The organism is Nostoc sp. UHCC 0251 (genome assembly GCF_034932245.1).
Lineage (GTDB): Bacteria > Cyanobacteriota > Cyanobacteriia > Cyanobacteriales > Nostocaceae > Nostoc.
In genome coordinates this window covers 1-16,506 of sequence record NZ_JAYGHD010000031.1, presented here as the reverse complement: position 1 = coordinate 16,506, position 16,506 = coordinate 1, and the positions used below count along the sequence as shown (strand labels likewise).

At 42.5% G+C, this 16,506-nt stretch carries 13 protein-coding genes; 6 read left to right on the top strand and 7 right to left on the bottom strand.

Annotated features, from left to right (window positions below; all coding sequences use genetic code 11):
- Positions 1-79: 79 nt before the first annotated feature.
- The 3 genes from VB740_RS06415 to VB740_RS06405 form a co-directional block, all read right to left on the bottom strand.
- Complete coding sequence (locus VB740_RS06415; RefSeq protein ID WP_190892588.1) at positions 80-1,852, bottom strand: ribonuclease J; 1,773 nt, start codon at positions 1,850-1,852, stop codon at positions 80-82.
- 279 nt (positions 1,853-2,131) lie between these two features.
- Positions 2,132-3,016: a 4-hydroxy-tetrahydrodipicolinate synthase gene (gene dapA / locus VB740_RS06410; protein ID WP_190892589.1), complete on the bottom strand. Its 885-nt coding sequence runs from the start codon at positions 3,014-3,016 to the stop codon at positions 2,132-2,134.
- A 132-nt stretch (positions 3,017-3,148) separates the two neighbouring features.
- On the bottom strand, positions 3,149-4,192 hold the full coding sequence (locus tag VB740_RS06405) for an aspartate-semialdehyde dehydrogenase (RefSeq protein ID WP_323199215.1): 1,044 nt from the start codon (positions 4,190-4,192) through the stop codon (positions 3,149-3,151).
- Positions 4,193-5,085: 893 nt separating this feature from the next.
- On the opposite strand from VB740_RS06405, the gene tig reads away from it, so the two are divergent.
- From tig to VB740_RS06385, 4 genes are all read left to right on the top strand, one after another.
- Complete coding sequence (gene tig / locus VB740_RS06400; protein WP_323199214.1) at positions 5,086-6,519, top strand: trigger factor; 1,434 nt, start codon at positions 5,086-5,088, stop codon at positions 6,517-6,519.
- Positions 6,520-6,899: 380 nt separating this feature from the next.
- Positions 6,900-7,598: an ATP-dependent Clp endopeptidase proteolytic subunit ClpP gene (gene clpP / locus VB740_RS06395; RefSeq protein WP_323199213.1), complete on the top strand. Its 699-nt coding sequence runs from the start codon at positions 6,900-6,902 to the stop codon at positions 7,596-7,598.
- A 9-nt stretch (positions 7,599-7,607) separates the two neighbouring features.
- Positions 7,608-8,948 (top strand): ATP-dependent protease ATP-binding subunit ClpX, encoded by a 1,341-nt coding sequence (clpX, locus tag VB740_RS06390; protein ID WP_323199212.1) that lies wholly within the window; start codon positions 7,608-7,610, stop codon positions 8,946-8,948.
- A 104-nt stretch (positions 8,949-9,052) separates the two neighbouring features.
- Entirely contained in the window at positions 9,053-9,970 is a 918-nt protein-coding gene (locus tag VB740_RS06385) for an alpha/beta hydrolase (RefSeq protein WP_323199211.1), read from the top strand.
- 14 nt (positions 9,971-9,984) lie between these two features.
- On the opposite strand, the gene VB740_RS06380 is transcribed toward VB740_RS06385, so the two are convergent.
- A complete protein-coding gene (locus tag VB740_RS06380) occupies positions 9,985-11,181 on the bottom strand; it encodes an FAD-dependent oxidoreductase (RefSeq protein ID WP_323199210.1) in 1,197 nt (398 codons plus the stop codon).
- A gap of 117 nt (positions 11,182-11,298) precedes the next feature.
- Entirely contained in the window at positions 11,299-12,282 is a 984-nt protein-coding gene (locus VB740_RS06375; protein ID WP_229554658.1) for a GntR family transcriptional regulator, read from the bottom strand.
- 324 nt (positions 12,283-12,606) lie between these two features.
- Between VB740_RS06375 and VB740_RS06370 the strand changes: the two genes are divergently transcribed.
- Positions 12,607-13,347: a dienelactone hydrolase family protein gene (locus VB740_RS06370; RefSeq protein ID WP_323199209.1), complete on the top strand. Its 741-nt coding sequence runs from the start codon at positions 12,607-12,609 to the stop codon at positions 13,345-13,347.
- Positions 13,348-13,455: 108 nt separating this feature from the next.
- Positions 13,456-14,358 (top strand): S1 RNA-binding domain-containing protein, encoded by a 903-nt coding sequence (locus VB740_RS06365; RefSeq protein ID WP_323199208.1) that lies wholly within the window; start codon positions 13,456-13,458, stop codon positions 14,356-14,358.
- A 302-nt stretch (positions 14,359-14,660) separates the two neighbouring features.
- Here the strand turns inward: VB740_RS06365 and VB740_RS06360 are convergent, their stop codons facing one another.
- Together VB740_RS06360 and VB740_RS06355 are read right to left on the bottom strand one after the other, a co-directional pair.
- Positions 14,661-15,038 carry a four helix bundle protein gene (locus tag VB740_RS06360; protein ID WP_229462544.1) on the bottom strand — a complete coding sequence of 126 codons (378 nt, stop codon included), beginning with the start codon at positions 15,036-15,038 and terminating at the stop codon, positions 14,661-14,663.
- 205 nt (positions 15,039-15,243) lie between these two features.
- The gene (locus VB740_RS06355; RefSeq protein WP_323199207.1) at positions 15,244-16,137 is read right to left on the bottom strand and encodes a GUN4 domain-containing protein; all 894 of its coding nucleotides are present in this window, start codon (positions 16,135-16,137) and stop codon (positions 15,244-15,246) included.
- Positions 16,138-16,506 lie beyond the last annotated feature (369 nt).

Below are 16,506 nucleotides of genomic sequence, written 5' to 3'. Positions count from 1 at the left end.
GACTATATCTCATGTCTAAGCGCAAAGACGCTAGAAAAACTCTGCGTCTCTGCGCTTGTGCGATTTTATCTTTAATTCTTTATGATGCTACCTGAGCAGCAGTCCGAGTCCGGCGTCTTCTGCCATCGGCAACTTTCACAGGTGGCTCATCAGGGATTTGCATCAACAAAGTCACAGATGGCTGACATTGTAATTCCCGCCGGATGGAGCGTTGCAATTCTCGTTCTAAAGTACCTTGCAATCCACCCCAGTCTATATCTGCTGCTTCCCCTTCCGCAGGAGCAAATTCTGTCCAGCGCACAGTGAGGATTTCTTCAATGCGCTGTTTTACCCAGGTTTGTACCAGCGATCGCTCTACACTTGTAACTACACCTCGTAGGTGAATTTCTGGTTTTGCCAACAGTTTACCATTCCAATCAATGGCAGCTGCGATCGTAATAATGCCTTCTGAAGCCATGCGTTGCCGTTCTTGCAGGACTTTGGCACTTACCATGCCCGAACTCGTAGTATCCACTAATTCGATACCAGATGGCACTTTACCAGCAACGCGAATAGCATCTTCAGTTAGTTCGACAATATCACCATTCTGAATGATGATCATGTTTTCTGCGGGAATGCCCATACTCTGAGCCGTTTCTGCGTGTTTCACTAGCATTCGATGTTCGCCGTGAAATGGCACAAAGAACTTAGGTCGAGTTAAGGCAATCATCAGCTTTTGCTCTTCCTGACAGCCGTGACCGGAGACGTGAATCCCTTTATCCCGACCATAGACCACTTTTGCACCTTGAATCATCAATTTATCAATGGTGTTGACTACTGCGATCGTATTTCCGGGAATTGGGTTAGCAGAGAATACTACTGTATCTCCTTGGCGGATTTTGATGTGAGGATGTTCTTTATTGGCAATGCGGGTCATTGCTGCCATCGTTTCACCCTGAGAACCTGTAGTTAAAATCAGTACTCTTTCATCAGGGAGATTACGAACTGCGTGCAATGGTTGCAGCAGATTATCTTCACACTTGATGTAACCTAAATTGCGGGCATGAGCAATTAAGTTCAGCATCGAACGCCCCACAATCGTCACTACACGGTTTTGCTTCTTGGCGATATCCAAAATCATGTTAATGCGATGGACGCTGGAAGCAAAGGTAGTGACAAATAATCGCCCAGTAGCTTGACTAAATACTCTCTCAAGATTGGGATAAACTGAACGTTCCGAAGGTGTAAATCCTGGAACTTCAGCATTAGTAGAATCACTTAGCAGACAAAGAACGCCTTTTTCACCATGTTCTGCTAACCGTTGCAAGTCAAACTTTTCACCATCCACTGGGGTGTGGTCAATTTTAAAATCCCCTGTGTGAATGACTACACCAAGGGGAGTATGAATGGCAACAGTGAAACTATCAGCAATGGAGTGGGTGTTGCGGATATATTCAACTAAAAAGTTTTTGCCAATCCGCACTACATCGCGTGGTAGAACTGTTCTGATTTCTGTGCGATCGCGGACTCCTGCTTCTTCTAATTTACCCTCTAGCATTGCCATTGCTAGTCTGGGCCCATAAATCACGGGGATATCAAATTGCTTGAGATGAAAAGCAATGCCGCCGATATGGTCTTCATGACCGTGAGTCACGATCATCCCTTTAATTTTGTGGCGATTTTCCCGCAGATAGGTCGTATCTGGTAGAACAATATTTACTCCATGCATCGCCTCTGTGGGAAAAGCCAATCCTGCATCTAGCAGGATAATTTCATCGTCATACTCAAAAAGACAAGTATTTTTCCCAATTTCGTGCAAACCGCCTAAAGGAATAATTTTCAAGGCGGAATTATTAGCTTCGTTTTTAGCCATTTTCTCCTTAGATCGTTACTTGTGGTTAATTTAGTTGATAGTTAACGAACTTGTATTTAAGACAACATTATTTGTCTTTTAATTCAGTCCCAAAGCAATCAAGTTTTAATTGAAGATTTCAATTTTTTATTCAATAAAAGCAACTGTACACTGAAGAATTTATAGTATGTCTATCAGTCCTAGCACAGATTTTTAAATTGCAACTTATGAACAATTATGAGCATTGTTTATATGTATCTTTAGAAAGCAGTAGATTACCAAAGCTTAACCAGATGGTGGCTAGATTAAACTAAGTTCTTTCAGAACCGCTTCTAACTTTTGACTTACTTCTAAATCAGCTTCACATAGAGGTGGACGAGTTGAACCAACCTCCCAACCCTGAAGTTTCAGCGCTTTTTTCACTGGAATGGGATTTGAAGTGAGAAATAAAGCTTTAAACAACGGGAAGAGTTGGAGATGAATCTCACTAGCTACCTCAATTTTTCCCGCACTAAAAGCTTGGATCATTTGCTGTAGTTGGTTTCCTACTAAATGAGAAGCCACACTTACCACACCCTTTGCCCCGATCGCTAACAAGGGCAAAGTCATGTAATCATCACCAGAGTAGATGTCGAATTCTTTTGGTGTCAAGCGACGAATTTCGCTTGCCTGATCTATACTACCAGTGGATTCTTTAATTCCGACAATATTGCTAACCTCAGCTAACCGGGCAACTGTTTCTGGCTGAAGGTTTTGTCCGGTACGACCGGGGACATTGTATAACAACAAAGGTAGGTCGGGACAGGCTTGTGCTATGGCCTGAAAGTGTGCTTCCAATCCCGCTTGTGGCGGTTTGTTGTAATAAGGAACAACTTGTAAGGAACCGTGTACTCCTATTTTAGACGCTTTTTGGGTGGCTGCGATCGCTTCTTTGGTAGAATTTGAACCACAACCTGCAATCACCTTGGCTTTGCCTGCCACAGACTGCAATACCTCGACAAACAATTGGTATTCCTCATCCCAACTCAAAGTAGGGGATTCTCCTGTTGTGCCGCATACTACCAGTGTATCTGTACCGTTATTAGCGAGATGCGCTGCCAGTTCTGCTGCTACATCATAATTGACACTACCATCTGCTTTAAACGGCGTAATCATAGCGGTTAAAACATTGCCAAAATCTCCCACCCTGTTTTCACTCCTGATTACCCATGTTTTTGTATCTTGGTGGTTTTCTATTGTAATAACCTATCTGCAAATTGCTTACAACAGTGATTTGCACATTTGGTCTTTTTCATTAGTTGTTTATTTTACTAATAATTAGCTTGAAACATAAGCCTTAGCAGATTGGAGCAGATTTTTTTCTACTAGCAACTCGGCGATTTGTATTGCATTTAATGCTGCACCTTTGCGGATTTGATCACCGCACAACCATAATTCCAAGCCACAGGGATGAGAAATATCTTGGCGAATTCTTCCCACTAAAACTTCATCTCTACCAGTTGCTTCAATTGGCATTGGAAAATGATTTGTTTCCCAATCTTCTACCAATTTCACTCCAGGGGAGGAATTTAAAATTTTTCTGGCTTCCTCTGCACTAAAGGGAGTCTCAAATTCTAAATTAATGGCTTCTGAATGAGCGCGGAGTACGGGAACCCGTATACAGGTTGCAGTAATTCTGATTTGCTGCGTACCAAATATTTTTCGGGTTTCGTTGACCATTTTCATTTCTTCCTCACAATAACCCAAATCGTTTAATGGTGAGTTATGCGGGAATAAATTAAATGCCAGTGGGTAAGGCAATACCTCTGCAACTGGCGGCTGTCCTTGTAGTATAGCGCTTGTTTGGGTTTTTACTTCTGCCATTGCTCTGGCACCAGCACCACTAGCAGATTGGTAGGTTGAGGCTACGATGCGTTGCACTGGTTTAACTTTATGCAGTGGCCAGACTGCCAAAGTCATCAAAATTGTTGTACAGTTGGGGTTTGCAATAATACCTCGGTGATTAGCTGCGGCTTGTGGATTCACCTCTGGTACTACTAAGGGTACTTCCGGGTTCATCCGAAAGGCACTGGAGTTGTCAATTACTACGGCGCCCTTTTCCACGGCAATTGCTGCCCAAGCTTTGGATGTCGAACCACCTGCACTAGCTAGTACTATATCTACATTTTCAAAGGCGCGATCGCTCACTGGCTCTACTGGTATATTTTCACCTTTAAAGTGTAGCGATCGGCCGACACTCCGCTCTGATGCCAATAACTTTAAGCTAGCAATCGGAAAATTACGGTTTTCTAATAATTCCAGCAACTCTGTGCCAACTGCACCAGTTGCTCCTAAAATAGCTAAACGATAGGATTTCGACAAACTTGCTTCCTCCTTTAAGAGATTTTCCTACAATTTTTGGAACAATTGACAATTTGCTTATATTTAAATAGCGATCGTAGTCTTGAAATAAATTTTGAATAGATAGATTTAGATTTTTCTCTAATGATTAGTCTATCTTTATGGATAGATTTAATAAATTTATTTGCTTGGTTATTGAATAAAATTAATGTTGCATTTTATAACAACCGCAGTCCCATTGTTTTCATTTCTCTAAAGAACTAGATTATTGTATTATACAACAAACCGTCATTTAGCAGTAAATATAGATTATATCTGCACTTAAACGTTTGATCTGCAAGGTGAATAAAGGTCTTGGCTGTAAAGTGGGTTGCCAGGATGATGAATGTATTATGATGCAAATGTTATAAAATCGGCAAACCATCAAATCGAGCTATGCGGCTAGGCAGCAGATTTCCTCTTGTACCCACAAGATAGGTAGATTCAATGCTATAACTTTGAAGTACTAACTACTGGCTGAAAACCAGGATATCACGGTGTTAGCCCACTGAAGAATTAATTCCTGAGTTTTCAGTGCTAAATTCAGACTAACTGAAGATTACAGACTGGGGAATAAGGATTAAACTCTTCCTAATCCAGAATGATTCAGCACTTATTACAAATATTAGGCAAGAAACCCCAGACGCTCTTAGCCCTGGGAGTGTCAATAATTGTTATGACGGTAAATTGTCAAGTCCTTGGCCATTAGCAGTAAACTGGATCTCTGTGCCAGGACACACCATCCATCCTTGGATGTCATGAAGCCTTGTGACAACCTCCCATCCTCTTTAAGAGACATCAAGCCATAAACGCGAACAATTATTGCGTCTTGTGTGTACTCGGAGATTAAAATACCAGAAAACTAGAGACGAAGCATGAAAGTTACCCAGGAAAAACTTCCCGCCAGCCAAATTGGTCTGGAAATAGAGATTACGCCAGAAATTACCAAGCAAACTTACGAACAGGTCATTAAAAACTTAGCGAGTACTGCCAATATTCCTGGGTTTCGTAAAGGCAAGGTACCTCGGCCGATATTGCTACAACGGCTAGGTACAACTCGTATCAAGGCAGCAGCACTGGAAGAACTAATTCAAGACGGCATTGAGCAAGCAGTTAAACAAGAAGCTATCCCGGCAATAGGTCAGCCGCAATTGCGCTCCTCTTTTGAGGATTTGATTACGAATTATGAACCTGGAAAACCCCTGACGATTTCGGCCGCTGTCGATGTTGAACCCGAAGTGAATCTAGTGCAGTACACTGATTTGCAAGCCAAGGCTGAAGAAGTCAAGTACGAGCCAGAACGAGTGGAGAGTACCCTCGATAAGGAACGTCAAGAATTAGCGACATTAATTCCTGTAGAAGGACGTTCAGCCCAAATCGGCGATATTGCTGTAGTCGATTTTAAAGGTTCATTCGCCAGAGTGGAGGGCGAAGACGAAACAGCTGAACTAGAACCGATTCCTGGAGCCGAAGCAACTGATTTTCAAGTTGAGTTGCAGGAAGATAAGTTTATTCCAGGCTTTATTGCTGGAATAGTAGGGATGAATCCTGAAGAAACCAAAGAAATTGCAGCGCAGTTCCCAGATCCTTATGCTAATGAAGATTTAGCTGGAAAAGCGGCAACTTTCACAGTGACGCTCAAAGAATTGAAGGAAAAGGAACTACCAGAAGTAAATGACGATTTCGCCCAAGAAATCAGCGATTTTGAAACCTTAGAGGAGTTACGCGCTTCTTTGGTAGAGCAATATCAAAAAGAGGCGGATGACAAAACAAAAGCAAATAAACAGGAAGCTTTGTTAACGGAACTGCTCAAGCACGTAGAAGTTGACTTACCAGCAACCTTGATTGAGCAAGAAGTGGATGCAATGCTAACGCAAACAGCAATGCGACTGTCTCAGCAGGGATTAGATGTAAGAAAGTTGTTTACTCAAGATATTATTCCGCAATTGCGGGAGCGATCGCGTACTGAGGCTATTGAACGCATCAAACGTTCCTTGTCGTTGCGAGAAGTTGGTAAACGCGAATCTATACAGGTAACACCAGAAGAAATCGCAGCCAGAGTCAAAGAACTTTTGGAACAGTACCCAGATGAGCAAGACGTTGATGAAGATAGACTGCGCTCAATTGTGGAAAATGAACTATTAACCGAAAGAACCGTCGATTGGCTATTAGAACATTCCTCAGTTGAACTTGTACCCGAAGGTTCTTTGAGTCCTGCGGAGGAAACAGAAGATGCAGAATCAGGTGCTGATACACCTGAGACAGAGGAAGAAAACAGCGAAGCTTCAACAGAAGTCACAGAAGGATAATTAAAAATCCCACAGCTATGAGTTCACCAGTTCTGAGTTAAAGTACTGGTGAAATGGGTAAGTTAAAAGAGATGAGGGAGCAGGAGCAGGGAGCAGGGGGAGACAAGGGGACAAGGGGACAAGGAGAATAAATAACCCATGCCCAATGCCCAATGCCCCATAACTCTTAACTCCTGAAAACTCAGGGATGAACGCAAAATAATTAATGAATTTTAAGCAAATTGTGACACATGTTATCGCCTGAGCTTGATACTGTGTTACACGAGAGGAAATTATATGAGGCATAATGGTTAACACGTAGCTATAAAAATCCCATTCGTTGAAAAGGCAGCATCTGCTGCTGAAACATTTGTCCTAAATTATCGTCAAAGAAAGCTTGTATGCTTGTATCGCAGTCGGGAAACTACCCCATCAGCAACCAAAGTCGAATCAACATTAACTCCCAATTGAACAGCCCTAGCAACATCGTGCCGATGGTGGTGGAACAGTCTGGCATGGGAGAAAGGGCTTTCGACATCTACTCCCGCCTGCTGCGAGAGCGGATTATCTTTTTGGGAACGCCAATAGATGATACTGTAGCCAACTCAATCGTGGCTCAGTTGTTATTTCTAGACGCCGAAGACTCAGAAAAAGACATCCAACTATATGTTAATTCTCCTGGCGGCTCAGTCTACGCAGGGATGGCAATCTATGATACAATACAGCAAATTCGCCCTGATGTTGTTACAATCTGTTTTGGATTAGCCGCGAGCATGGGGGCATTTTTGTTGACAGCAGGGGCTGCCGGTAAGCGAATGTCTTTGCCTGACTCCCGGATTATGATTCACCAACCACTTGGTGGCGCTCAAGGTCAAGCCATTGACATTGAAATTCAAGCCAGAGAAATTCTTTATATTAAGGGTAAGTTGAATCAGTTAATGGCTCATCATACTGGTCAACCTATAGAAAGAATTGAAGCAGATACTGAGCGCGACTTTTTCATGTCGGCAGAAGAGGCGAAGAACTACGGTTTGATTGATCAGGTCATTTCCAGGCAAAATCTTCCCACAGCAGGGGAAAACGTCACCATTCTGAAATAAGAGGCTGGTATGTCTAAGTACGACTCCCATTTAAAATGTTCGTTTTGCGGCAAGTCTCAAGAGCAGGTGCGTAAATTAATCGCGGGGCCGGGAGTCTACATCTGCGATGAATGCGTTGACTTGTGTAATGAAATACTAGACGAGGAGTTACTCGATACCAATGGTGCGGCAGCGCAACCAGCACCAAGAGCAGAACCACCTCAAAAACGACGTACCCAATCTTCTAGTATTTCGTTTAATCAAATACCCAAGCCAAGAGAGATTAAAAATTATCTAGACGAACACGTTATTGGTCAAGACGAAGCCAAGAAAGTCTTGTCAGTAGCCGTTTACAATCACTACAAACGGTTGGCAGTGATTCAGTCTAAAACCAGTGGCAAAGCTGCGGCAGATGATGCTGTAGAATTGCAAAAGTCCAACATTTTGTTAATTGGCCCGACTGGTTGCGGCAAAACTCTCTTAGCGCAAACCCTAGCGAAAATCCTGGATGTACCCTTTGCCGTCGCCGATGCTACGACGCTGACAGAAGCGGGGTACGTAGGAGAAGATGTGGAAAATATCTTGCTGCGACTGTTGCAGGTGGCAGATTTGGATATAGAGGAAGCGCAACGAGGAATTATTTACATTGATGAAATTGACAAAATCGCTCGCAAGAGTGAGAACCCGTCAATTACCCGTGATGTTTCTGGCGAAGGCGTGCAGCAAGCCTTGCTGAAAATGTTAGAGGGAACGATCGCCAATGTACCACCCCAAGGAGGGCGTAAGCATCCCTATCAAGATTGTATCCAGATTGATACAAGTAATATTTTGTTCGTCTGTGGTGGTGCTTTCGTGGGCTTAGAAAAGGTTGTGGATCAGAGAGTTGGCAAAAAAGCAATAGGCTTTGTGCAACCGGGAGAAGGCCAATCAAAAGAAAAACGGGCAGCAGATACTCTTCGCCATCTAACACCGGATGATCTAGTAAAATTTGGCATGATTCCCGAATTTATTGGGCGCGTGCCAATGGTAGCAGTAGTAGATCCGCTAGATGAAGAAGCGCTGATGGCGATTCTCACCCAACCACGCAGTGCCTTAGTGAAGCAGTACCAAAAACTGCTGAAGATGGATAATGTCCAGTTAGATTTTAAACCAGAAGCTTTACGAGCGATCGCTCAAGAAGCCTATCGGCGTAAAACTGGTGCTAGAGCGCTACGAGGTATTGTCGAAGAATTGATGTTGGATGTAATGTACGAGTTACCATCCCGTAAGGATGTGACACGTTGTACAGTAACACGGGAGATGGTCGAGAAGCGATCAACTGCCGAACTGATAATACATCCATCTTCACTACCGAAGCCGGAATCAGCTTAATAGTCATTAGTCATTGGTCATTGGTTATTAGTCAAAAACTTAAGACTAATAACCATTTAATAAGGGAAAATGACTAATGACAACTGACAAAGGACTAATGACTAATGCCTTATATCAATGTTCGTGGCGTTGAGCATTACTATGAATGGGTGAAAAAACCATCTGGTTCTTTGGTAAAACCAGTGATGGTTTTCATCCACGGTTGGGCTGGTTCGGCTAGATATTGGCAAAATACTGCTAATGCTTTATCGGAGCAATTTGATTGTTTACTCTACGATATGCGGGGATTTGGCCGTTCTGGTGGGAAGCCAACCATAGCCGAAGCAAGTGAAGCTGTTGCCGAATCTGAGTCCCTCAAGGAAGAATCGCAGGCAATCAAAGACTTAAACTATGAATTAGAGGAATACGCTGATGATTTGGCAGCTTTGTTAGATGGGTTGCATCTTCAGCGTGTCTATATCAATGCTCATTCAATGGGCGCGTCTGTTGCTACTTTATTTTTTAATCGCCGTCCCGAACGAGTAGAACGAGGAATTTTAACTTGTAGCGGCGTTTTTGAGTACGACGAAAAATCCTTTAGTGCCTTTCATAAATTTGGTGGCTATGTAGTTAAATTCCGTCCCAAGTGGTTAAGCAAAATTCCATTTGTTGACCGGATGTTTATGGCCAGATTTTTATATAGTTCTATCCCACATTCTGAGCGGCAAGCTTTTTTGGAAGATTTTCTCGAAGCAGATTACGATGCAGCTTTAGGAACAATTTTTACTTCAGTCAGTAAGGCTCAATCTGAAGTGATGCCGCAAGAGTTTGCCAAGCTGACAGTGCCGACTTTGCTTATTGCGGGGGAGTATGACAAAATTATTCCAGCCGAGATGGGGCGTCAAGCAGCTGCACTGAGTGACAAAGTGGAATTTGTGATGATTCGTAACACAGCGCATTTCCCAATGCTGGAAGATGCGCCAACTTATTTGCAACGGGTACAAGAGTTTTTGCATAACACCCCACAACCACAAGTCGGATAACTGCTGGCGGTTTTTTAGACAGTTAAGTGTACCTGTGTGATACCTTGACGCATTTTATATTGTCGCCTTAACCAAGACTTTTTAATTATTTTACGGAGTAAGGGAGCAAGTTGAATCAACAGCGATCGCAGCAGTGCATTTTTTCGCAGTAGTTCACCTTGTTTAGCTTCCTCTAACTGGAGTTGCTGGGCGCGGATAATTTCTGGCTCACGTTCTGCTTGGATTTGCGATAGTGCCATATCAATATCCTGGTGTCCAGCTTCTCTGTGCAACAGTGGCACAAGATAGTTTGCAGCGACAATTACATCACGGAATGCTAGATTAATTCCTTGGGCACGAACAGGAGACATTGGGTGTGCAGCGTCACCCAGAAGCAGTACCCCTGGTGTGTGCCATTGTGGACAATAACCAACCACAACAGAAAGCCGAATGGGTGATTCGATGGTGTCTGCATGATTACGGAAATGCTCTGCTAGCCATGAGGGTGATAGTGAGGCAAAAATCTCTCCCCAGTTGGCTTGCTTGGAGTCAGTGCTTTCGGTTGCGGACATCACCCAAGCCAGATGCAGTTTTCCTGACTCTGCTCCATGAAAAATGGTAAATACGCGATCGCCATTTACAATAGTACGAAATACATTGTCGGCTGCAAACTCAGGGCTGGCGGCAAGTTTAAACCAGAGAATATCAATATTTTTGGGCTGGCGTACCAACTCCAATCCTATACGTTGTCGCACAAGGGAATTTCGACCATCTGCCCCAATCACTAAGTCAGCAGTTAGTTCTCTCCCATCGCTCAGTACTACACCTGCCACACGCTGATTACTCCAGCGTAAATCTTTGACTGGAACACCCTGGATAAATTCAAACCCATCATTGGTTTGAGCTTCCGAAATCAGTGTATTGAGTAACGGTGGTTGTGAAACCAGTGTACAGGGTCGGGTTGCTCCCATTGGTTCATCAACTCGAAACAACTGCTTATCCCCTAGAATGAATTCCCATGCGTCGAGTTGTCGATGGGGAATATTCTCTAACAATGGCGATAGACCCATTTGCTCTAGTGCATCTAACCCACTGGGCATTAATCCTTCACCACGAAAAACACGATGAAAGTCTTTTGCTGCTTCAATTAACGTTACACCAATACCACGTTTTGCAAGGAGCAGAGCAAGTGTTACACCTGTTGGGCCTGCGCCCACAATCACAATTTGCACTACCTCATCCCTCCTTTATCGCTTGTGTTTTAGGGTTTAAAACCCCATCCCCAATGCCAAAGCGTTAACGCTGCGCTATAACAAAACATAATTGCGAATTGCGAATTGCGAATTGTTTTAACCCAAACCCAGTTCTCGTTTTAGCAAGTTAATTGAGTTAGTACCTATATAATTTTCGACCTTAATCAGCTTTGGTGGACGAATAATATCTTCATCACATGCTTGCACAGCTGCTTGGACTGCCGCAAAACTGGCTTGATCGCTTATGATTACCTCAGCCCGTTTAACCATTGCCTGAAGTTTATAAACATCTTTTGGCTGCGAAGTCATCACTAATAGTTCATCTCCTCGCAGACCGTGGAGGATGACTTCTGCTGCTCGGGCAATCCCGGAACTGAGGCTAACTATGCCTACACAGTTTTCTTTTGGTAGAGTTTTTAAGAGGCTGAGTTCTTTGCTGTAGTCGTAGATATCTAGAGGAATTACCCGTGCAGCTTTAGGAGCTGCGATCGCTTCCACATTACTGATAAAATACCGACTTGTAACTACTGTCGCAGAGGTAGTTTTATCTAATACAGCAGTTAATTCTTCCATTGCTACCAACTGGACTGGTATTTTTAGCGATCGCTCTAATTCATACACCATCAACTCACCAGCACCCATATCATAGGATGGAACTGCAACCAGAACTCGCGCACTACAACGCAAGCGCCAGTCAATTTCCGCTAAAAATAGCTCTCTGGCTTGATTGAGTGAACATCCTTGGGTGAGCAAATCATCGAGTGCTTTCTGGACAACTTGATATGCATCAGGATTTTGTTTGAGTATCGGTGATTGCAGTCTGCTACCGCCCTCATGACCTTGGGGACGAACATAAATTCCTGAACCAGCCATGCTTTCAACAAATCCGTCTTCTTCTAGTTGACGGTAAACTTTGCTAATGGTATTGCGGTGTAATCCAGTTTGCATTGCTAACGCTCTTGTGCTTGGCAATTTGTAAGCAGGGGGATATTGCCGAGAAGCGATCGCAAAACGGATTTGATTAAACAGCTGGGTTGATGCGGGAATTTCGCTGTCTGGCTGAATACGGAATTGAATCATCACCAAAGCTCCTGAATACTGAGTGGGGAGTGGGGAGTGGGGACTTGTACTGAGCGTTCGCGTAGCGTCTCGCAGAGAAGACGAAGTAGTGGGGAGTGTTGGTTTACTACTCAGCACACAGCACTTTTAACTCAGCCCTCCTTTAGTGACCAGCTGCATTTGCTACATGTTAAATATTTTATTTACACATGAAGTTTTTCTGGTAGAAATTTTTAATGCGCTCACTATGGTAATTGTTAATTTTATTGGAAATGACCTCAGCATACTGGCATAGTTATATCAAATAAACACACGGCTAATCATACAGCACTAGTAAAAATTATTATGACAGAGCAAGCAATAATTACCACAACGGTTAATCTTTTGCAAGATAATATTCAGGTGTCAGCTTATCTGGCAGAGCCAAAAGAATCTGGTTCTTACCCAGGAGTTGTAGTATTACAAGAGATTTTTGGTGTCAACGTTCACATTCGGGATGTTACAGAACGGATTGCCAAACTTGGGTATGTAGCGATCGCACCTGCACTTTTTCAACGGACTGCTCCTGGCTTTGAAACCGGATACACACCCGAAGATATTGAAACGGGCAGAAGCTACGCCATGCAAACTAAAGCTTCTGAGTTATTAAGCGATATTCAATTAGCAATTGATTACCTCAAAAATCTGCCCCAAGTCAAAAAAGATGGCTGTGGCTGTATTGGTTTCTGCTTTGGCGGTCATGTTGCATATCTTGCAGCTACTTTACCAGATATTAAAGCTACGGCTTCCTTCTACGGTGCTGGAATTACCACTCGCACACCAGGAGGTGGCGCTCCTACTGTTAACCGCACCAGAGAAATTCCAGGTACTCTCTATGCCTTCTTTGGCACAGCAGATGCTAGCATCCCAGCCGAACAAGTAGATGAGATTGAAAAAGAGTTAGAAAAATATAAAATTCCTCATCGTGTGTTCCGCTACGATGGAGCTGATCACGGATTTTTCTGTGACCTTCGTGCCAGTTATAATCCTAAAGCTGCTGCTGATGCTTGGGAGCAAGTCAAACAACTCTTTAGTCAACTGAATTAGTCATTAGTCATTAGTCATTGGTCATTAGCAAAGGACAAATGACAAATGACAAATGACAATCTAAACTCCAGTTGCACCATATCAAATAACAATTAATCTCCAAAAGTCATGAATTCCGAATCGAAACTATCTCAAACAGCCAATTCGTCGTTTACGATGGACGATTTTGCCAAAGCATTAGAAAAACACGACTACCAGTTTCAAAAGGGACAGGTTGTACATGGCAAAGTGTTCCAACTTGACCATGATGGAGCCTATGTCGATATTGGTGGTAAGTCGTCAGCTTTTCTGCCGCGCGATGAGGCTTCTTTGAGAGCAGTTACCGATTTATCGGAAGTGCTGCCATTGCAAGAGGAAATGCAGTTTTTGATTATCCGAGATCAAGATGCAGAAGGTCAAGTCACCCTTTCTCGAAAGCAGTTGGAAATTCAGCACATCTGGGAAAGACTGGCGGAAATGCAGGAAAATGCTCAGACTGTGCAAGTTAGGGTTATGGGTGTGAATAAAGGTGGTGTCACCGTCGATATTCTCTCCTTGCGGGGATTTATTCCGCGATCGCACCTGGCAGAGCGTGATAATTTAGAAGCTCTCAAAGGTCAAAATCTGACTGTGGGCTTTTTGGAAATTAATAAAAACACCAACAAACTCATCCTTTCCCAGCGATTAGCAACTCGTTCTAGCAACTTCAGCTTATTAGAACTAGGTCAACTGGTGGAAGGTAAAGTTACTGGCATCAAACCTTTTGGTGTGTTTGTCGATTTAAATGGTATGGGGGCTTTGCTTCATATCAAGCAGGTAAGCCAAAAATTCATCGACTCATTAGAAAAGGTATTTAAAGTTGGTCAGCAAATTAAGGCTGTAATTATTGACTTGGATGAGGGTAAAGGGCGGGTTGCTCTTTCTACCAGAGTTTTGGAAAACTTCCCTGGCGAAGTGTTAGAGAATATGGATGAGGTGATGGCTTCGGCTGAGGCGCGGGCTAATAGAGCTAATAACAAAGCTGCTGAATAGTTTTGAAGTGAGCTGTTTGCACAAAGCGTTTAAATCCCGATGTGAAACAATTTTGAATTGTTAATACTCCCCCCTGCATCTACAAAGATATGGGGGGATTTTAAATTGGGAAAACTTTTAAACCAATTCGCAATTCGCAATTCGCAATTCGCAATTACGTTTTGTGACGGGGATTTAAACCCCCAAACTTTGTTAAATACTCTGCGATATATCCACGCTAACCCTAAAACGGCAGGAGTGCAGCAAGGATTTTTCTATGATTTCAGCAACTATGGCACTCATTCGCAATTCGCAATTCGCAATTAACTAGATAGGTTGCCGTTAATTTTATCTTTAATTTTTCGGGTAGAAGCGACTAGAATTTTACCAATTTCTTTAGTTTCTTGGAGAAGAGACTCAAATTTATTTTTTTCAACTAATTCCGACTCGATTAATATTTCTAACCAATATTCAGTTTCTCTTTCTTCCTTAAGTGCAATTTCCAATTTGTGAAGGAAATCTTTATTGGATTGAGCAGATTGAGCTTCTCTGACATTTGCACCAATGGAAGTACCACTACGTAGTAGTTGATTTGATAACGTTCGGCAAACTCCAGGCTTTTCATCTAAGAAACTACAAGCTTTAACTATCCTGATTGCCAAGGCTTTCGTTCTATCGCTAATAGAAATATTTTGATTCATACATTTGAGTCTGAATTAATAATACTTTTCACCAGACTTAAATGTTATTTATTTTACTCTAAACAAATTGCGAATTGCGAATTGCGAATTGCGAATTGCGAATTGCACCGTGCCAGGTATCGGATCTCAGAAATGTTGATTAACTCGTAGGAAATAACCTTATTACAAATATTTATAAAAGTCTGAAGTGCTTATATGTTACACTTCACAAGTCTCGACGCGAGAGAAGAGAAAATTCATCTACTAAAATAAAATTAAATCTAACTGGGAGGTGTCCATCTGGTGCTGAAGTGTTAAAAGCTACCTTTTCAATTCCTATCCACCTTCCTTTCACTTTCCATCCTACGCGATCGCAAAATTTTTCCCAGGCTTCTTCATAATATTCACCGTCAGCCTTCCCACCACATTCGAGATAAATTTTCTTCTGAACGCTAAAGCCAAAATGCCCATTGCTATATTTTACCCACAGTTGGTCAATGGTGCGTAAGTCTGTACAAGGAAAATTATTGATAGATTCGGTACTCAACCAGCCTTCTTTTTCCCTGTTAGATGCCTTGAGCATCACAGTGAAAGTTTCCTCATCTGCTTCTTTCCACTTGCCTGCTGCTAGCAAATCTCGCAATCGCGTGTAGTTTACTCCCTTCTCAGAACTGAGATTATCAACTTGAATTACTTGCTGTAGCTTTGGTTTTCGTCCAGTAATACCCCAAATTAAGTTCTCCATAGCCTCAGTATCTGTCCGAAAGTCAACCCACGTATTACCCCTAAGAAAAATTGGGAGTTTAGGCTGCTGTGGTGTATTCCCAAGCAAAACAGGAATCACGGGACATTTTCTTTCGACAAATTCGTTTAAAAAAGCTCTCATCTCTTGACTTTGCCAGGGGCCAAGTCCACTTCTACCTACAAAAACGGCTGCTGATTTAATATTTTCTATTTGTTCTTCTAATAAAACCTGCCATGCTAAACCAGGACGAAGTTCCCATTTATCTAGCCAAGGTTTAATTCCTTGTCTTGTTAATTCATGAGCAATTTCTATAACTTCAGGTTTGTCTTTGCTATTGTGGCAAAGGAAGACATCAAACTGGTCTTCGTCACTCATCTATAAGTCTCCTCACACCCACTTCTTTATATTGGCATTAATTGCCAATGCATTAGACTTACTGCTTTAAATTTTTGTTCAACGATTCCAACTTAGTATATATGACCTCTCTCCAAACCTCTCTCCTAAGAGGAGAGAGGCTTTGAGTTTTACTCCCCTTCCCTTGCAGGGAAGGGGTTGGGGGTTAGGTCTGTATTGAACTTAAATTACTAGTTAATGCATCGAAAAAATGGATCAAGTCGAATTTAATAAGCAAAATGGCATTTTACTTACTCAAAAGAAGCTTTGACTTTCTCAAAAGAAGCTTTGACTTTCTCAAACCCCAGTTTGCTTTCTCATTTTGGTGTTTTCCGCAAGCAAAATGAGCTT